This window comes from Vibrio pectenicida, from assembly GCA_024347015.1.
GTDB lineage: Bacteria > Pseudomonadota > Gammaproteobacteria > Enterobacterales > Vibrionaceae > Vibrio > Vibrio pectenicida.
The window spans coordinates 2,725,472-2,743,930 of record AP024889.1 but is presented as its reverse complement, the minus strand read 5'-3'; the positions used below and the strand labels follow the sequence as shown (position 1 = coordinate 2,743,930).

Annotated in this window: 15 protein-coding genes; 9 read left to right on the top strand and 6 right to left on the bottom strand. The window is 40.5% G+C overall.

Going from position 1 to position 18,459, the window contains the following annotated elements; genetic code table 11:
- Positions 1-92 precede the first annotated feature (92 nt).
- Positions 93-2,690, top strand: coding sequence for a bifunctional aconitate hydratase 2/2-methylisocitrate dehydratase (gene acnB, locus OCV27_RS12510; RefSeq protein WP_125319674.1), 2,598 nt, complete (start codon positions 93-95; stop codon positions 2,688-2,690).
- Between the two features lie 110 nt (positions 2,691-2,800).
- Positions 2,801-3,172 carry a YacL family protein gene (locus OCV27_RS12505; protein WP_125319731.1) on the top strand — a complete coding sequence of 124 codons (372 nt, stop codon included), beginning with the start codon at positions 2,801-2,803 and terminating at the stop codon, positions 3,170-3,172.
- A gap of 168 nt (positions 3,173-3,340) precedes the next feature.
- Here the strand turns inward: OCV27_RS12505 and OCV27_RS12500 are convergent, their stop codons facing one another.
- The 3 genes from OCV27_RS12500 to OCV27_RS12490 all read right to left on the bottom strand — a co-directional run bounded on the left by OCV27_RS12500 (position 3,341) and on the right by OCV27_RS12490 (position 4,290).
- Positions 3,341-3,508: a hypothetical protein gene (locus tag OCV27_RS12500; RefSeq protein ID WP_337969078.1), complete on the bottom strand. Its 168-nt coding sequence runs from the start codon at positions 3,506-3,508 to the stop codon at positions 3,341-3,343.
- Between the two features lie 125 nt (positions 3,509-3,633).
- On the bottom strand, positions 3,634-3,867 hold the full coding sequence (locus OCV27_RS12495) for a hypothetical protein (protein ID WP_337969077.1): 234 nt from the start codon (positions 3,865-3,867) through the stop codon (positions 3,634-3,636).
- Positions 3,868-4,005: 138 nt separating this feature from the next.
- On the bottom strand, positions 4,006-4,290 hold the full coding sequence (locus tag OCV27_RS12490; protein ID WP_125323501.1) for a hypothetical protein: 285 nt from the start codon (positions 4,288-4,290) through the stop codon (positions 4,006-4,008).
- A 342-nt stretch (positions 4,291-4,632) separates the two neighbouring features.
- On the opposite strand from OCV27_RS12490, the gene OCV27_RS12485 reads away from it, so the two are divergent.
- From OCV27_RS12485 to OCV27_RS12455, 7 genes are all read left to right on the top strand, one after another.
- Positions 4,633-5,865 carry an HlyD family secretion protein gene (locus OCV27_RS12485; protein ID WP_337969076.1) on the top strand — a complete coding sequence of 411 codons (1,233 nt, stop codon included), beginning with the start codon at positions 4,633-4,635 and terminating at the stop codon, positions 5,863-5,865.
- Positions 5,862-7,961, top strand: coding sequence for a peptidase domain-containing ABC transporter (locus OCV27_RS12480; protein ID WP_337969075.1), 2,100 nt, complete (start codon positions 5,862-5,864; stop codon positions 7,959-7,961). Before OCV27_RS12485 ends, OCV27_RS12480 begins: the two co-directional genes overlap by 4 nt.
- Positions 7,962-8,226: 265 nt before the next feature.
- The gene (locus OCV27_RS12475) at positions 8,227-8,565 is read left to right on the top strand and encodes a P-II family nitrogen regulator (protein WP_125321394.1); all 339 of its coding nucleotides are present in this window, start codon (positions 8,227-8,229) and stop codon (positions 8,563-8,565) included.
- A gap of 25 nt (positions 8,566-8,590) precedes the next feature.
- Positions 8,591-9,820 (top strand): ammonium transporter, encoded by a 1,230-nt coding sequence (locus tag OCV27_RS12470; protein ID WP_125321396.1) that lies wholly within the window; start codon positions 8,591-8,593, stop codon positions 9,818-9,820.
- Between the two features lie 143 nt (positions 9,821-9,963).
- Positions 9,964-10,983: a Fe(3+) ABC transporter substrate-binding protein gene (locus OCV27_RS12465; protein WP_125321397.1), complete on the top strand. Its 1,020-nt coding sequence runs from the start codon at positions 9,964-9,966 to the stop codon at positions 10,981-10,983.
- A 138-nt stretch (positions 10,984-11,121) separates the two neighbouring features.
- A complete protein-coding gene (locus OCV27_RS12460) occupies positions 11,122-12,747 on the top strand; it encodes an ABC transporter permease (protein WP_125321399.1) in 1,626 nt (541 codons plus the stop codon).
- On the top strand, positions 12,747-13,778 hold the full coding sequence (locus OCV27_RS12455; protein WP_125321401.1) for an ABC transporter ATP-binding protein: 1,032 nt from the start codon (positions 12,747-12,749) through the stop codon (positions 13,776-13,778). Before OCV27_RS12460 ends, OCV27_RS12455 begins: the two co-directional genes overlap by 1 nt.
- A gap of 95 nt (positions 13,779-13,873) precedes the next feature.
- Here OCV27_RS12455 and OCV27_RS12450 read toward each other — a convergent pair whose 3' ends face one another.
- The 3 genes from OCV27_RS12450 to OCV27_RS12440 are packed head-to-tail and all read right to left on the bottom strand — an operon-like array spanning position 13,874 to position 18,417.
- On the bottom strand, positions 13,874-15,805 hold the full coding sequence (locus tag OCV27_RS12450) for a beta-N-acetylhexosaminidase (RefSeq protein ID WP_125321403.1): 1,932 nt from the start codon (positions 15,803-15,805) through the stop codon (positions 13,874-13,876).
- On the bottom strand, positions 15,789-16,691 hold the full coding sequence (locus tag OCV27_RS12445; RefSeq protein ID WP_125321405.1) for a glucosamine kinase nucleotide-binding domain-containing protein: 903 nt from the start codon (positions 16,689-16,691) through the stop codon (positions 15,789-15,791). Before OCV27_RS12445 ends, OCV27_RS12450 begins: the two co-directional genes overlap by 17 nt.
- A 1-nt stretch (position 16,692) precedes the next feature.
- Positions 16,693-18,417, bottom strand: coding sequence for a glycoside hydrolase family 9 protein (locus OCV27_RS12440; protein WP_125321407.1), 1,725 nt, complete (start codon positions 18,415-18,417; stop codon positions 16,693-16,695).
- Positions 18,418-18,459 lie beyond the last annotated feature (42 nt).

Below are 18,459 nucleotides of genomic sequence, written 5' to 3'. Positions count from 1 at the left end.
ATTAGTGAGAACCAAGTTTCCAAGGATGTTCACTTCGTTACTTTTGAATAATAGTAATAATAACGAAGGAACCGCAATGAGAGGAAAAAGTCGTGCTTGAAGCCTACCGTAAACACGTCGCAGAGCGTGCTGATGAAGGAGTTGTTCCGAAACCACTAGACGCTGAACAAGTTGCTGGTCTTGTTGAACTACTGAAAAATCCCCCTCAAGGTGAAGAAGCCGTACTTCTTGACTTGCTTGAGAATCGTATCCCTCCTGGTGTGGATGAGGCGGCTTATGTTAAAGCCGGTTTTCTCACAGCGGTGACTAAAGGTGAAGTTAAATCCCCTCTAGTGAGTCGTGAAAAAGCCGCTCAGTTATTGGGAACAATGCAAGGTGGTTATAACATAGCACCCCTTGTAGATCTGATTGAAGATGAAGCTCTGGCTCCGATTGCAGTGAGAGCTTTATCGCACACATTATTGATGTTTGATGCTTTTTATGACGTAGAAGAAAAAGCGAAAGCAGGTAATGCACATGCTAAGAAAATTATGCAGTCTTGGGCAGATGCTGAATGGTTTTTATCCAAACCAGAGCTTGAGAAAAAAATCACTCTAACAGTTTTTAAGGTGACAGGCGAAACTAATACGGATGACCTTTCACCAGCTCCAGATGCTTGGTCACGACCAGATATTCCTGTTCATGCTCTAGCCATGTTGAAAAATGAGCGTGATGGTATAACACCAGATAAGCTAGGCAGTATCGGCCCAATAGCTCAGATTGAAACACTGAAGAAAAAGGGCCATCAGCTGGTGTATGTTGGAGATGTAGTCGGAACAGGCTCATCACGTAAATCGGCAACCAATTCAGTGTTGTGGTTTATGGGGGATGATATTCCTAATGTGCCGAACAAGCGTGCTGGTGGGTATGTTCTTGGTGGGAAAATAGCACCTATCTTCTTCAATACCATGGAAGATGCAGGAGCTTTGCCTATTGAAGTTGACGTCTCTAACCTTAACATGGGCGATGTGATTGATGTTTATCCATATGAAGGTAAAGTGTGTAATCATACTACTGGTGATACTTTAGCTGAGTTTGGTCTGAAAACTGATGTAATTATCGATGAAGTCCGTGCTGGCGGTCGTATTCCGCTTATCATTGGACGTGGTTTGACAGACAAGGCGCGTCAATCGCTTGGCCTTGAAGCTTCAGATATTTTCCGTAAACCTGGTACTGTTGCTGACTCGGGTAAAGGGTATTCTCTGGCTCAAAAAATGGTTGGTAAGGCGTGTGGCGTTGAAGGAATTCGCCCAGGTACATACTGTGAGCCTAAGATGACCACTGTGGGCTCTCAAGATACCACAGGACCTATGACGCGAGATGAATTGAAAGATTTAGCCTGTTTAGGTTTTTCTACTGATTTGGTAATGCAATCCTTCTGCCATACTTCTGCGTATCCAAAGCCTGTTGATGTCAATACTCATCACACATTGCCTGATTTCATTATGAACCGTGGTGGTGTATCTCTGCGTCCTGGTGATGGTGTTATTCACTCTTGGCTCAACAGAATGCTTCTTCCTGATACTGTGGGGACCGGTGGTGACTCGCATACTCGCTTCCCACTCGGTATTTCTTTCCCAGCTGGCTCAGGTTTGGTCGCATTTGCCGCCGCTACAGGTGTTATGCCATTGGATATGCCTGAATCGATTTTAGTTCGCTTTAAGGGCGAGATGCAGCCTGGAATTACACTTCGGGATCTTGTTCATGCCATTCCATACTACGGGATTAAGCAAGGCTTACTTACGGTTGAAAAAGCAGGTAAGATCAATGAATTCTCAGGTCGAGTATTAGAAATTGAAGGGGTTGAACATCTAACTGTCGAGCAAGCATTTGAGTTATCGGATGCATCAGCTGAACGTTCTGCTGCCGGCTGTACAGTCAAGCTCTCTCAGAAGTCGATTGAAGAGTACCTAAACTCGAATATTGTCATGCTGAAATGGATGATTTCTGAAGGTTATGGCGATCGCCGTACTATAGAGCGCCGTATAACCGCGATGGAAGAATGGGTTGCTAATCCTGAGCTTATGGAAGCGGATACTGATGCGGAATATGCGCACGTAATTGACATTGATTTAGCTGAAATCACAGAGCCGATACTTTGTGCGCCGAATGATCCAGATGATGCTCGTCTATTATCTGATGTTCAAAATACCAAGATTGATGAGGTATTCATCGGTTCATGTATGACTAATATTGGTCACTTCCGTGCTGCTGGTAAATTATTGGAGCAGTTTGGTGGTCAGTTAGATACTCGCCTATGGGTTGCTCCACCAACAAAAATGGACAGAGATCAGCTCACATCAGAGGGGTACTACGGAATTTATGGCCGTGCAGGGGTGCGTATTGAAACTCCTGGGTGCTCTCTGTGTATGGGCAACCAAGCGAGAGTTGCGGACAAAGCGACAGTGATGTCAACGTCTACACGTAACTTCCCTAACCGTCTTGGTAATGGGGCCAATGTCTACTTATCTTCTGCTGAGTTGGCAGCGGTTGGAGCTATTCTCGGAAAAATCCCAACCAAGGATGAGTACCTAGAATATGCCAAGCAAATTGATGCCACGGCAGCTGATACATATCGCTACTTAAACTTCCACAAGATGGAAGAATACACTAAGAAAGCAGATACAGTCATCTTCCAAGAACCGGTTTAATTACCCAAAGCAATATTGCTATTGAGCGCCTGTAACTAACAGGCGCTTTTTTTTGAGCTTTGTAAGCGACCTCTATATACTCCGCGTTACTCTTGTATAAGGCCGATATGATGGAATTTGAATTTATCCGCAACACACTAATGGGGAAATACTATGTTAAGCCGAGTATGGGTCATGAAATCCTTGGCCGCTGGCTTGAAGAAGAAATTGGCAAAGACAAGCAAAAAATACAGCAGATTGAGCAATTATTACAGGCAGTAGAACAATCGCCACTGTTAGAACACAGGTTTATGGGGTGTGAAATATCGCTGACTATTCAAGGTGATGAAGTGGTAGCAGAAGAAAACGTGTTGGGACATGGTGAAGTCATACTGGAAGATAGTGAGCTGAATTATTACGATAGCGAAAGTACAGCCTCTTGCGGTTTAGACGACTTTATGTCTTTGTTTAAGCAGTGGAAAGCGTTTTTGCAGCAGAAATAAATATAAATGCTTGCGTTTTTACCATGGATAAAAAGGGCATATTATATTAATGAGTCCTTTATTTTTTTGTTTACCTTTACGTTAAATATCAAGTTGTCTTTGACGGTAAACGTCCTGTGAGAGACTCTGCAATAGAATAATAACTTTTGGGATTTATCGTTTTATCATTTATTTTTTCATTATCTCTATATTTAAAACTTCACAAAGTTGACTTTTACTTAATAATAAGCTGTCTTGAGAGGAGTTTTCTTTTGACTTGGAGTCTACGCCACATAAAAGAAATTCTAAACCTCCGCCAGAAACTTCGGATAAGATATCCAATTTTATATTTTTCATCTCATAATACCATATGTAATATTTTTTTAATAAAACACTAAAAGGAAAGTGTCTCTTCCAAATCTATAGCGAATATTTTATTTATCCTTAAAATTAGCTCTAAGATCTAGTTTGATATTTAATAATTAGTAAGTATAAAACTTACCATCATGCATAGCTTTTATCTCAGTCGGAGTCTGATATTCTGACTTCAGATGTACTCCTACCATTATAGGTTCCTGTTGCATGTTGTTACTTTTAGTATTTTTTGAGCTTGAAAAAGCTCCTACAACCTTTGAAAAAAGCGAGAATTTTGATTTTATATTGTCAGGACCACCGCCAGAAACTTCAGATAATATGTCTAATTTTAAATTTTTCATATAATGCCATATTCAATATGCGTGAAATAAAAATAACATTTTAAACTTAAGTGTTATTTTTCTAATACACTAGCCTCTAATTTATTCGAAAAACCGAGCTCAAAGAGCTCGGCTAGAGATAACATTCGACCAGAATTATCAGAAAAGATTACCTTTTGCTGCACCTAGTATGGATCCTGAGAATCCTATATCTGATACTGGGTTAGGAATACTTCCTGGATTTCCTAACTTACTTGTTACGCTGCTAAGAGCATCAGTAGGAATAGCACTAGTAGGAAGTTTGTCAGTTATATTATTAGCTGCATCATTAAATTTATTTGATACAGCTTTAGCTGCAAAATATCTAGAGACAGAATTAATTAAGCCGTCAAAGCAGCCGCCACCAGAAACTTCAGATAAAGTATCTAATTTTAAATCTTTCATTTTATAACTCCTAATTAAATTTAAATAAAGATTATGTAAGAATGACTTTTACATATATAAATCAAACCGATACCGAGGCTATTACAAAAAAAGACACTTTAACAATTGAGAGTTTTTATGATTAATATGTCAATATAATTTTTTTTTATTTTTTTGATAATGGTAAGAAGACTAATTTTAGTTTATTTATAAGTGAATGATTATTGTGAAAATGTTGTGTCTTTGTTTCTAATACAGGCTATTGGGTGTTTTTATAATTTGGTAATTAATTATAAGTATTATCTATTTGTGATATGTTTTTTTTGATGTTAAAGATATAAAAAATAGATATTTATTATTCCTATGCTTTTTAGAAAAGAAGCTCTCGATTATCAAAAAAACACCAATATTGGTGATGTTTTTCTGAAGCATCCTAGAGCCTATAAAATACTTGCTTTTTGTTTATTTCTAATTTTTGTTGGTATGCTTTTATTTATTACCTTTGGGAAAATAAATAAAAAGGCAAAAGTTCATGGCTACTTAGAGCCGTCTTCAGGGATCATGCGCTATACAGCGCCACTGCAAGGGCAAATTCAACAAATTTTAGTTGAAGAGCAGCAATGGGTGGAAAAAGGTACACCTCTGCTGGAAATTGTTAATGAGCACGCCCTAAACCATGATAATGAACTGCATCATGGGCGTTTGCTTGAACTCAATACAAGGCTCGGTTCTATTGACGCTCTATTGAGTCTCTCTGACCAAGAGTTTCATGAAAAGCAGCACCAATTACAAGCCGAATCAAACGCAATTACTGAGCAGCTCTCTCGACTATATAACACAAAAAAAGTGGTCGAAAAGCAATTCACTATTGCCAAGCGCAAGCTAAATAATATGAGTGAGTTACTGTCGAAAAACTTGGTGGCAAGATCCGATGTTGAGCAGCAAGAGTCTCAAGTGCTCGATGTTCAAGGTAACATTAACCGTTTGTTGCTCACAGAGTCAGAGCTTACCGCTAGGAAGCAATCTTTGGACATGCAAGCAGCTAATTTACCGACTGAGTACCAACAACGACATCAACAGCTGAAAGCTGAACGTAGTCGCCTTAACCATGAGAAAATCGAGTTTGAAAGTCTGCAACGATACTGGTTAGTGGCAACGCAATCTGGGACAGTGACTCGAGTGCACCATAAATTAGGCGAGCAAATAAATGCACATGAACCACTTGTGCACCTGCTTCCTAAAGAGAGCCAATTGGAGGCCGTACTACTTGTTCCATCAGAATCAATTGGCTTTATTCGAGTTGGCCAAATGGCAAAAGTTAAATTGGATGCATTTCCTTATCAACGGTTTGGTTTTCAACAGTCGACCATAACTAAAGTATCGAACCACGTCCTGCTTCCCCAAGATTTAAATGCTCTAGTCGCCACTGAATCTCCTGTCTACCGTGTGACTGCCGAACTTTCAGAGGCTCGTCCTCGATTGCATGGTAAAGATGTCGTACTAAAGCCAGGTATGATCTTTTCAGCAGATATCATCCTTGACCGTCAACCCATATGGTATTGGTTGTTTGAGCCTTTATTGAGTATCAAAAAATGACCACTGAAAACATAGAATTTAACCCCAAAAAGCATATTCAACCCCTACTACAATCGGAAGCGGCTGAGTGTGGTCTTGCTTGTTTAGGAATGATTTTAAATTACTATCATGGTGATACCGATATCGTCAGCTTGAGGCAACAATTTAGCTTGTCGATGAAGGGTTGTACTATGGCAGATATTTTATCCATGGCTGAACATGTGGGGATGGTAGGACGAGGCTTAAGGGCTGATTTGGATGAACTCTCGGAATTGCAAACCCCCTGCATTCTTCATTGGGAAATGGCACATTTTGTGGTGCTCGAAAAAGTTGGTAAAGATAGCATCACTATTCTTGACCCTGCCTGTGGCCGAGTGACACTGAATATGCAGCAAGTTAGTGACCGCTTTACAGGTGTTGCTCTAGAGTTGGTGCCTACTCGCTCTTTTAAACCACCAAAAATCAAACAAACTATCCAATTGCGTGATTTTTGGAAAAGTATGGTTGGTGCTCGCGGGTTTATTTTTAGTTTGCTTGGTTTAGCCCTAATTCTTCAATTATTAGGGCTAATATCCCCCTACGGAATGCAGATAATAACTGATAGCATTATAGCTACCAATGATTTAAATATGCTTAATGTGGTAATTATTGGTTTAGCGTTAATCGTATTGTTCCAACTATTTACCGGATGGTTAAGAGATTTTGTTACTCAACGATTTGGACATCAGCTTAGTTTTCAGATGCAAGCAAACATGCTCAATCATCTGCTACGCTTACCAATGAGTTTTTTTGAAAATCGACATCTTGGAGATATTCTATCAAAAATTCAATCTCTTACGCCTATTCAGACTTTGTTGGCCTTTACTATTCCCGAACAGATGTTAAATGTTCTGTTTGGCATAGTGACCAGTGTAGTATTGCTAATATACTCTCCGATGCTATTTATAGTGATTGTTACAGCGCTATTGATATATGTTGCGATACGCTGTCTTTTTTATCCTAAACAACGTCAATTATCGATGGAGAGCCTTGTTGCTGAAGCTAAGAAGGAATCCAATTTAATGGAAACCTTGCGCTCTATGCAAGCAATCAAACTCTATGGAAAAGAAGTTCAACGACAAGGTTTGTGGCAAAATTTGGCTATAAAAACCATCAATATAGCGATAAAAAATGAGCGTTTAAATTTTTGGCAATCCAAGGCCAATGAATTAATTTTTGGAGCTGAACGTTTAGTCATTTTGTATGTGGGAGCTTCATTGGTAATTAACGGGCAATTCACACTCGGTATGTTTATGGCATTTGTGTCCTATCGAGAGATGTTTGTTACACACGTTACTAGCTTTATTGACTTTATATTTGAGTATCGAATGATCAGTGTTCACTTAGAACGTGCTTCAGAAGTACTGCTCACTGAAAAAGAAATTACAAATAAAGATAATGTATTTTACTCGGATACCTCGTCACCAAACATTACAGGAAACATTGAACTTAAAAATATCCAATTTCAACATTCCGATTTCTCTGATCCTGTTTTTGATAATCTCTCTCTTACTATTAATGCGGGCGAGTCAGTGGCTATTATTGGGCCAAGTGGTGTAGGAAAAACGACATTACTAAAATTGATGATAGGGTTACTCGCACCTCAAAAAGGTGAGATCTTAATCGATGGGAAAAACCTCATAGATTACGGTCTCACCAACTTACGTACCCAAATAGCCACTGTTATGCAAGACGAGCAATTATTTATGGGTACGTTAGCTGAAAATATTCACTTTTTTTCTGAAAAACCAGATATGGAGTTTGTTGAACAATGTGCGTATTTTTCTGGCTTGCATCAAGATATTGTTGATATGCCCATGGGTTACAATACCTTAGTAGGAGAAATGGGGTCAACATTAAGTGGTGGCCAGAAGCAGCGTTTAGTTTTGGCTCGTGCGCTTTATAAACGCCCTGTGATGATGTTTTTGGATGAAGCTACCAGTCATTTAGATGTGAAACTGGAAAAAGAAATCAACAAAACCATTTCAAACATGAAGATTACTCGGGTCATCATTGCTCATCGCCCAGAAACGATTGCTAGTGCAGATAGAGTGATAGATTTAAGCCTAACCCATTAAAAATTAAATCTTTCGATAATTTTAATACTAAGCATGGGAAATGAGCCCAAGAAATTATAAAAATAATAGAAAAATATTATACACACCTGCTAGATAGTCTGATTTATCATTTGCTTCAAAGTAGTGAAAATGGCGCACCAATGTGGTGCGCCATTTGTGTTTCTAAGCCTACATAAAAAATCAAGTCTTTATATATCAATTGCTTAATAAGTTGGCACGCAGCTTGGATTAATGGATGTAATTATGTCAGCCTCGAGAGGGTAAGATGAAAATCATTAATGCGATCATAAAGCCATTTAAATTGGATGATGTGAGAGAAGCTTTAGCAGATGTGGGTATAGAAGGAATGACAGTATCAGAGGTAAAAGGCTTTGGGCGGCAAAAGGGTCATACCGAGCTTTACCGCGGCGCTGAATATCAAGTCGACTTCTTGCCTAAGGTTAAGCTTGAAATTGCGACTCATGCAGAGAATATCGATTGCGTTGTTGAGGCCATATCTCAAGCTGCACACACTGGCAAAATAGGTGACGGAAAAATATTTGTTTACGACTTAAGCCAAGCAGTACGAATACGTACTGGTGAAATGGATGCGGAAGCGCTTTGAGAATTCAAGGAATGGAGAAGATACAATGGAACTCACATCTACGGTAACTGAGCTACGTTATGCACTAGATACTTTTTTCTTTCTAATTTCGGGCGCGCTTGTCATGTGGATGGCGGCTGGATTCGCTATGTTAGAAGCAGGTCTAGTGCGCTCAAAAAATACTACTGAGATATTAACTAAGAATGTATGCCTTTATGCAATTGCTTGTACCACGTATCTCGTTGTTGGGTATAACATTATGTATGTTGATAATACTGAGGGAGGTTGGTTGCCATCCATTGGAGCTCTAATCGGATCGCAAACTGCTGGTGCTGACCACTCTTTAGAGTCGGACTTTTTCTTCCAAGTCGTGTTTGTTGCCACGGCGATGTCTGTTGTCTCTGGCGCGGTTGCTGAAAGGATGAAGCTGTGGTCATTTCTGATTTTTTCGGCGGTACTAACCTCATTTATTTATCCAATGGAAGGGTATTGGACATGGGGAGGTGGTTTCCTATCACAAGCTGGATTTAGTGATTTTGCTGGTTCAGGTATTGTGCATATGGCTGGAGCTGCTGCTGCTCTTGCTGGGGTGTTACTGCTGGGAGCACGGCGTGGAAAATATGGCAAAAATGGTGAGATTTATCCTATTCTAGGCTCGAATATGCCACTCGCAACCCTAGGTACTTTTATTTTATGGTTTGGGTGGTTTGGGTTTAACGGTGGATCTCAGCTGATGGTATCGGATTTCTCTAATGCGACAGCGGTTGGAAAAATTTTCCTAAACACCAATGCAGCGGCAGCAGCAGGAGCATTTTCGGCATTGTTAGTTTGTAAAACAACATGGGGAAAAGCGGATCTTACTATGGTTCTAAACGGTGCTTTAGCTGGTTTGGTTGCCATTACTGCAGATCCTTTGTCTCCATCACCAATGTATTCAGTTGCTATTGGTGCTGTTTCCGGTGTTTTGGTGGTATTTAGCATCATTGCATTGGATAAACTTAAGATAGATGATCCCGTCGGAGCTATATCGGTACATGGCATATGTGGATTTTTTGGTTTGATGATTGTGCCATTGAGTAATGGTGAAGCAAGTTTTGGTATACAGTTATTTGGTGCTGTAACTATTTTTACTTGGGTATTTGTGAGTAGTTTGGCTATATGGTCGATACTCAAAGTAACACTTGGCATTCGCGTCTCTGAAGAGGAAGAGCTTGAGGGTATGGATTTGCATGATTGTGGCGTTGGGGCCTATCCAGAGTTTGTGAGCTTAAAATAAGTCATAACATGTTACAAATAAAATACTCAAAAACCTGCCACTAATGGCAGGTTTTCTGGTTTCAATGATTGAGTTCTAAATCGTGATACATATAATAACGCAACTGATAAACGTTATCATTACGAAATTAAAGGACTGAACCAATGAACAAAGTGCTGACTCTTTCGGCTTTGGCGTGTGTAACTATAGCACCGACAGTAATAGCTGGTGAAACTGAAGAAGTGAACGTCTACTCATATCGTCAACCTTTCCTAGTTGAGCCTATGTTCAACGAGTTCACTAAAGAAACGGGCGTAAAAGTGAACGTTAAGTTTGCTAAAAAAGGGTTAGCGGAAAAGTTGACTCAAGAAGGTGAGTATAGTCCAGCGGATGTGATTTTAACGGTAGATATTAGCCGTTTGGCCGAACTAACAGAGAAAGGTTTGGTTCAGTCTGTGAATAGTGACGTGCTTGAGAAGAACATTCCAGCGCAATACCAAGATGAAGATAATGAGTGGTTTGCACTAACCACAAGAACTCGTAGTGTTTATTCTTCACGTGATCGTATTGGTAAACTTGGTGATGACTTTACGTATGAAGATCTAGCTAAGCCTGAATTTAAAGGAAAAATTTGTACTCGTAGTGGTAAACACCCTTACAATATTTCATTAGTTTCATCGATGATTGCTCATCAAGGTGAAACTGAAACTAAGAAGTGGCTAGAGGGTGTCAAAGCGAACCTAGCGCGCAAGCCTCAGGGTAATGATCGTGCTCAGGTTAAAGCGATTAAAGAAGGTCTTTGTGATGTATCTTTAGGTAACAGTTACTATCTAGGTAAAATGTATAATGATAAAGAACAGAAAGCTTGGGCAGATGCTGTCTACATTAACTTCCCTGATCAAAAAAGCACTGGTACACATGTGAATATTTCTGGCATGGCAATGGCTAAGTATTCACCGAACAAAGACAATGCTCTAAAACTTATGGAGTTTTTATCTGGTGACAAAGCCCAGAGCATGTACGCTGAAGTTAACTACGAATATCCCGTTAAAAATGGGGTTAAGCGTTCCGAGCTTGTTGCGTCTTGGGGGGACTTCAAAGCGGATAGTATCCCTCTGGATGAAATCGCTGATCATCATGCTGCCGCTATCAAACTGCTAGATGAAGTGAAGTTTGATCTGTAAATATGTAACGTTTCTTTTGTTCAGCCTAAAATGATTCTTTACCCGAGTAACTTGAGGTTACTATTATATAAGGGTATAAAATACCTTTGAGCGTGTTAAAGGTGCGTTGTCTATATACGCATCTATGATTGTTGGGCGATGAAAGAGAAAATATATTTGTGGAAAACCAGTAGTGGGATGCTAGCTCTACTACTGGTTTTGCCGATCTTGGCGATATTTATGACCGCTATTGGTGAGACAGACGAACTCTTCTCTCACCTTATGTCTACAGTGATGCCAACGTATACTCTTAACACTGTTGTTTTGGCTGCAGGGACTATGTTTCTGTCAGCTATTTTTGGGATCCCCTCAGCTTGGATAATGGCGATGTGTCGTATACCGAGTGAGAGTATTTTACAGTGGGCTTTGGTTTTACCTTTGGCGATGCCAAGCTATATTGTTGGTTACATTTTCACCGATTGGCTCGATTTTGCAGGGCCAGTCCAAATATTTCTTCGTAATACTATGGGATGGGGAATAGGGGACTATTGGTTTCCTGATATTAGGACCCTGCCAGGTGCGACTTTTGTTCTGGCATTAGTATTATACCCTTATGTTTATTTACTATGTCGTGCTTCTTTTATGGAGCAAAATGTCTCTTTATTGCAATCGGCTCGATTACTCAAATGTTCGCCTTGGGAAAGTTTTCGTCGAATATCATTACCACTCGCTAGACCTTCAATTGCAGTTGGCTTATCGCTGGTTGCGATGGAAACCATTGGTGATTTTGGTACCGTAAGCTACTTTGCGGTTAATACACTAACAACAGCTGTCTACGACACTTGGCTAGGATATTCAAGCCTTACTGCTGCTGCAAAGATTTCAGCAATTATGTTGATATTCGTTATTTTACTGCTCAGTACTGAACGTTATAGTCGACGGAGGCAAAAGCTATTCCAAAATCAATTTAACAGTAGTGAAGATTTTCGTTATCAATTGCAAGGTTGGAAAAAATGGTTGGCATTGACTTGGTGTTGGGGCTTGGTGGCTGTAGCGTTCTTCTTACCTCTTTTACAATTGATTGTTTACGCCTATCAATATTTTTACCAAAGTTGGACCCCAGAGTTTCGCGAATATGCCCTTAATAGCTTGTACGTGTCATTTTCGGCAGCTCTTATTGGTGTTGCTGTTGCAGTGGTCGTTAACTTTTATCATCGTTTGGTCAATAACGGTAAAAGCTTGGCAGTTATGCGCCTATCATCCATGGGATATGCTGTTCCAGGAACGGTTTTGGCGATTGGCGTTATGGTGCCTGTTTTATTTATGGATCATATTGTGAATGATACGGCTAAAATAATGAACTTAGGACAGCCTGGGCTCATCTTCTCAGGATCTATGTTTGCCTTGATTTTTGCACTAACAGTGCGGTTCTCTGCTGTTGCGATCGGTAGTATTGAAAGCAGCCTTAATAGGGTGCCCCCTTCACTTGATATGGCATCACGCACTATGGGCTGCAATTCTAATCAGATGCTGTGGCGTGTCCATTTTCCTCTCATTCGCCGTGGAGCTTTGATTGCTGGTTTATTGGTATTTATCGAATCGATGAAAGAGCTCAATGCAGCCTTATTACTTCGACCTTTCAATTTTGAAACACTGGCAACTTATGTTTATAACTTTGCCTCCGATGAGCAACTAGAGTTGGCCGCATTACCTGCGGTATTATTGGTCTTAGTTGGATTGATTCCACTTGTTTTGGTTAACCGTTCGCTGGAGCATACACATTGATGGGCAGTGCATTATCTATCACTAATTTAACCTGTAAATATGATCTTCAGACGACGGTTCTGGAGTCCTTATTCTTGGATGTAAAGCATGGCGAGATAGTTTGTTTGCTTGGCGCAAGTGGCTGTGGAAAAACGACTTTGCTTAAGGCTATTGCAGGCCTACTGCCACTTAGCTCAGGTTCTATGAGTCTCAATGGGATCCTTATCGATGATGGTCGTTGTTGGCAGCCACCGGAACAGCGTAACATTGGTATGATATTCCAAGACTACGCTTTATTTCCTCACTTAACGGTCGAAGAGAATGTGGCCTTTGGCTTAAAGACTTTTGGCAAGCAAGCTAGGTTAGCTAAAGTATCAGAAATGTTGGAATTGGTTCACCTCACCGGATATGAAAAACGATATCCTCATCAGCTCTCAGGTGGGCAGCAACAACGTGTCGCAATTGCTCGCTCATTAGCTTATAAGCCAGATTTACTATTACTCGATGAGCCATTCTCGAATATTGACACTCAGGTTCGTCATGAATTGATCGGTGAGATCCGCAAGATCTTTAAGCAACAGGGAGTTACCGCTATCTTTGTGACACATAGCAGAGAAGAAGCGTTTGCCTTTGCCGATAAAATGGCTGTTATGAATCATGGGGTTATCGAACAGTATGGAACGGCAAGCGAACTGTATTATCAGCCGTTGAGTAAATTTGTTGCAGATTTTCTGGGTGGTGGAAGTTATCTGTTAGCAAAGCGTATTTCTGAACGTGAATTTGAAACTGAACTGGGTCTCGTTGAGGCTAAGGCACAGCAAGATATTCGTATAGATGCTCACTGTGAATTGTTATTGCGTCCACAACATGTCCAGATTAGTGCTACCGAGCAAAGTAGTGTTACGGTTCTTGAGCAACAGTTTATGGGTGACCATTGCCGCTATGTGATTGATGCTAGTGGCAGCCAGTTATTAGCTAGCTCATCTGAGCCTCTATCAATTGGCCAACCTGTTTCTGTCAAAGTTGAAACACAAGGTGTACTTGCATTCTAGCTTTTTTCGTTAGGCTGCGATAAAGGATTTAATTTGAGCAGCCTAACTATTTGTCCTCACTGAGCAGTGGTTTGTACCATAGTTTGGAATAGTTTTCAGTCATAGTAAGCGAGTGAAGCTTGTTTCCATGGATAACGATAATTAATATGTTGTTTATCCATTAACCAAAAATGTTGCTTTAGTCTTGCCTGATAATTTGGCCAATTACGCTGTTGCTTAAATGTCCAGCAAGTTTCAGCAATAGCTGTCAGCCTAGGAAACAACATGTAATCTATTTTTGTTTGGTCGCTTATATTTTCACACCATAATGCGCACTGAATACCGAGAATGTGTTTATAGATTGGACTATCTTCAGGAATTTCAGCTACAGGCTCATATTGGTAGGCTTTATCTAAGGTAAGAACTCCTGCCCAGTTAGTTCCCGGTTCGTGAGGGGAAAAGTCTTGTACCATATCGAGATAAGTGGCTTGGGCTGGCTGAAGGACAACGTCAATGCCTTGTTTTGCACAATCTAGCGCGGCTTTTTCATTTTGCCATGAAAAAATAATCGTATCTTTACTGACTTTGTTACCCTGTTTGATCTCTTCCCAGCCGAGCATACGTTTGCCAAGACTGGTTAACTTTTTCTCGGCATAATGGAGAATATGTCCCTGAAGTTCAGAGATATTCTCATAACCACTGTGGGTCATTAAAGCCTGACAATTATAATTTTTCTCCCATACCCCTTCAGGTACTTCATCTGATCCAACATGGATCCAAGGTGAGGGAAATAGAATAGCAACTTCCTCTAATACCCTATCGATAAATTGATAGGTCCCGCTTAGGTTGGGAGAAAGAACATTATCGGTATAGTTTTGGATGCTACGATATTGTGAGGAGTCGCTTGGATCTATCAGCAAATGGGGGAGCGACTTTATTGCTGCACGGCAGTGGCCCGGTATATCAATTTCTGGGATGACGCTAATCCCACGAGCCTCGGCATAGGTAATGACTTCACGTACTTGTTGTTGTGTATAGTAACCACCATAGGTTGAAGTTAGATGACCTAGCTGAGGCTCTAACTCAGAGCCTTGACCGCGCTTAGATCCTATTTTTGTTAGTTGTGGAAAAGCTTTGATCTCCAGTCTCCATCCCTCATCATCAGTCAAATGCCAGTGAAATTGGTTAAATTTGTAATAGGCTAGGTGATTAATCAATCTTTTGATGGTTTCAATAGAATGAAAATGTCGAGCGCAGTCGAGCATAACACCGCGATAAGTAAATCGCGGTTGATCGAAAATTTTGACCCAAGGAACGACTAAGTTGTCATCTACTTTTTTAATTAACTGTATTAAGGTGGCGCAGGCATGGATAAATCCGCAGGGTGTACTTGCTTCTAGTACTATACCATTGCTATCTACTAGTAAGTGATAGTGCGACTCTCTTAGGTTTGGGTGATATGCAAAGGTAATATCATTTTGATTCTTAATTTTTTTTTGATGTCTGAAAGTATCATTGAGTTCTTTTTTTAACCAAGCTGCTGCTTTTTCTGCCAAAGAAGTTTTAACGGTCATATGTTCTGAGTTAGGTAGGGCTATATTACCATCTAGATATATGATTTTATTTGGCTTAGGGATTAATCCGCTGTCTGTTTTTTTAGGAGGTGTCAATTGAGACTGACAGGAATGAGTCGAGGCGAGAGTGATAGGTTCCACCACAACGGGTAGTTTTAGCTTATCTTTGAGGTCGACAATTAAGGCCTCTTTAATTCCATGAGAATAGAAACGTAATGGCAATGAATCAATATTAAACTGACAGTAATAGTATGCATTATTGGCTATTGTGCAGCTATCTGTAACGATCTCGCAAAAACTTCCTACCTGTTTTATATGGCCATTAATGAAGCTCGCGGGCTGGATAAAGCGTTCAAAAATAAACTGTAAAGACCAGTTGCTAAGAGTGGAACCTGATAGATTGTATAAAGTTAGACCCAATAGGCTGCTACTTTGATCTTCAGAGAGTACACTAAGTTCAAGACGGTAATCCATGATTTCTCCTAGAATACAAATTATGTTGTGGCTGTTCAGCAAACATCAAGGCTCCTTCCAACGCATCAGAAAGCGGTTCAGAAAGCCATTGATGTATGTCTGGGGCAAGCCAGTCGCCTATGCGTTCGGCAATGCTGCCCATCAGACAAATCTGTGTCGCCCCTTTTTTAACAAGTGCTTGAATTAACATTTCAATATCACTTGCAGTCTGTTTAAGTAGCGACATTGCCAGTGGATCACCTTGAGCCGCATGTCTAAATATTAAAGGAGAAAATTGGCCATAATCACGCGGAAGTGCTTGTTTAGACCAAATGACGATTTCGCTAATATCGTGATTAAAGTGTTCGATAATGTCATGAAAAAGCGGGGTTTTGTCGCGCATGTTGTCAGAGGCGAGTATCACTTGTTGAATTAACCTTAATCCCATAATTGCGCCCCCACCTTGATCTGAGATCGGAAACTCATGCCCACCAACTACATGCTGCTTTGTCCCAGATAAATAAAGACCGCACGATCCAGTCCCAGCAATAACAATGGCACCACTATGTCCATTGTGTGCACCTAGGCAAGCACCATAAGCATCAGTGTTGAGTACAGCAGAAGCAAAAGGGTGTGGTTGAGACATAAATTCATACCAAGCGGCTTTATGTTCTGCTCCAGCAAGCGCTAGGCCTAAATGCATGAGTGGTAATTGAGTATCATCAAGTCCAGCGTTATTGGCTGCGTTTGTTACCGCTTCAATCACTGAATTAAGTGCAAGCCCTACGCCCAATAAAATGTTGGCACTGCCGCTTTTCGCTTCTCCAACTAATTTTCCGTGATGATTTTTTATCCTAGCGCGGCAACAGGTTCCTCCGCCATCAACACCAACATAATAATGACTCATATTAGCTTCCTTCTATGTGGCGGAAATGATTTGCTTGGGCAATGATCGCCAGTAAGTACCATGCGCTATGAGGTAGCCATTGTTCTCCCCATCGCCAGTTATGTAACATATCGTTTTGATGAGTTGGAGGGGTAAATGCTATGCCTTGCGGGGTGTCTACTCCGGCGGTAATACCGTTGCAAATACCACCTTTCGCATTATAAAAACCAAGTTGAGGTAGGTAGTTAGGGTTATTGTGTCCATGGCCATCGAGCATGCACATGTCATAGGGATTAAGGCCTAGTATCCAATCAATCGAATGCTGAGCGTATAATGCTAATTTTGTTTTTAGCTCAATATCTTCGATAAAAGGCTGAGCAAAGTAAGCCATCACAGCCAATGAAGCGAGACGTGCATTCTCTCCTTGCCACCAGTAGCCGGTCTCATTATTTTGTGCCATAAAGAAGGTATCTCTTTTGTCTTGATGTAGTTCTTTGACATATTGGCGTGGGTAGCCGAATGGGTTGGATACCTTGTGAGTGATTGAAAGCTCGAAGTAACATGATTGGATCAGAGTTCTTATAATAGGCTCTTTTAGATGATGCTGCGTCTCAACATTCAGATATTCGCTTAAGGCGATAGCGGGAAGGCCTGCCTCTACTGGGTGGTAATAAGGACGCGAACCATCTTTATTAGCTGACCAGAAGTGATGAATGTTTTTATCTGAGCACTGGCGTTTTGCCAGTTGAATTGCCCAAGTTCGACTCTCTTCTAAGTAGCAGAGTTGATTGGTTGTTTTATACAATTCCACACTGGCAATGAGCGCGCAGTACTCGTCAATAATATTTTCTTGTCTATCATTGAGGTAATAGTGGTTATACTCTTTTAGGTGTTCATAACCTAATATTGCCGCGTTGAGATAGTCACGAGAGTTATAGTCACTTTCCCTTTTAAGTCGTGCGATTGCAGCGAGTGCAGCAATCGTAATGCCTCCACCTTGGCGAAATCCTGCTTGATAATCTTCAGATTTATGCCCTTGTTGAGTCGAATATGAGCATATTTCTCTTTTATGTGGTTCTTTTGACCATTGGTCGAAAATGGTAGTATAAAAGTAGCCGCTGCTATGTTGCATTCTCATCAAGAAATCAGCACCAAATAAGGCCTCATCGGTCATTCTTTCATCCATAAAATCTTGGTTTTTTTTAGTTTTTTGGCGAAGTTCAATCCCTTTGGCTAAATTCCATACAATCATTGGTGTCTGCTGCGGATTGAGATAATTAGCGTAAGAAAGGTGGCTTAAATATTTGCTAACATCTCCTGATGCGTCATACCAGCCGCCATGCACATCAATGTGTATTTTGCTATTGAATAAGCGAATATGCCGATCATGTTGTTCGTAAATACCGCTGCAACGTTGAGATTTGAAGTAATGAACTACGTCTGAAAGAGTGGATTGACATAGTAGGTCGCTTGATATTTGAAACGGTGAGGATCGGCAGTGATCTAAACGCAAATAATAATGACCTGGAGTTTGATATGATGAAAAGTCAATATGGCAAAAGTATCCTTGGTGCCATTCTGCTACGCGAACTTTCTCTCCTAATACGAAACAATCGATACAGTTTTCAGTATTGGCATTGATCAATTCAACACTAGAGTTTGAACTAATAGTAACGTCACCAAGCATCAAAATAGCCTGCTTAGATCCTAGCCTTTCATAGCCGATATGGTTTGTAAGTATCTGCATTAAAACCTCTGACTTTTTATTCATATTCCTTTAAAGATACTG

Excerpts from the sequence above, each read along its gene's own strand:
- OCV27_RS12505 (WP_125319731.1), top strand. The coding sequence starts at position 2,801 with ATGGAATTTGAATTTATCCGCAACACACTAATGGGGAAATACTATGTT.
- OCV27_RS12500 (WP_337969078.1), bottom strand. The coding sequence starts at position 3,508 with ATGAAAAATATAAAATTGGATATCTTATCCGAAGTTTCTGGCGGAGGT.
- OCV27_RS12495 (WP_337969077.1), bottom strand. The coding sequence starts at position 3,867 with ATGAAAAATTTAAAATTAGACATATTATCTGAAGTTTCTGGCGGTGGT.
- OCV27_RS12490 (WP_125323501.1), bottom strand. The coding sequence starts at position 4,290 with ATGAAAGATTTAAAATTAGATACTTTATCTGAAGTTTCTGGTGGCGGC.
- OCV27_RS12485 (WP_337969076.1), top strand. The coding sequence starts at position 4,633 with ATGCTTTTTAGAAAAGAAGCTCTCGATTATCAAAAAAACACCAATATT.
- OCV27_RS12480 (WP_337969075.1), top strand. The coding sequence starts at position 5,862 with ATGACCACTGAAAACATAGAATTTAACCCCAAAAAGCATATTCAACCC.
- OCV27_RS12475 (WP_125321394.1), top strand. The coding sequence starts at position 8,227 with ATGAAAATCATTAATGCGATCATAAAGCCATTTAAATTGGATGATGTG.
- OCV27_RS12470 (WP_125321396.1), top strand. The coding sequence starts at position 8,591 with ATGGAACTCACATCTACGGTAACTGAGCTACGTTATGCACTAGATACT.
- OCV27_RS12465 (WP_125321397.1), top strand. The coding sequence starts at position 9,964 with ATGAACAAAGTGCTGACTCTTTCGGCTTTGGCGTGTGTAACTATAGCA.
- OCV27_RS12460 (WP_125321399.1), top strand. The coding sequence starts at position 11,122 with ATGAAAGAGAAAATATATTTGTGGAAAACCAGTAGTGGGATGCTAGCT.
- OCV27_RS12455 (WP_125321401.1), top strand. The coding sequence starts at position 12,747 with ATGGGCAGTGCATTATCTATCACTAATTTAACCTGTAAATATGATCTT.
- OCV27_RS12450 (WP_125321403.1), bottom strand. The coding sequence starts at position 15,805 with ATGGATTACCGTCTTGAACTTAGTGTACTCTCTGAAGATCAAAGTAGC.
- OCV27_RS12445 (WP_125321405.1), bottom strand. The coding sequence starts at position 16,691 with ATGAGTCATTATTATGTTGGTGTTGATGGCGGAGGAACCTGTTGCCGC.
- OCV27_RS12440 (WP_125321407.1), bottom strand. The coding sequence starts at position 18,417 with ATGCAGATACTTACAAACCATATCGGCTATGAAAGGCTAGGATCTAAG.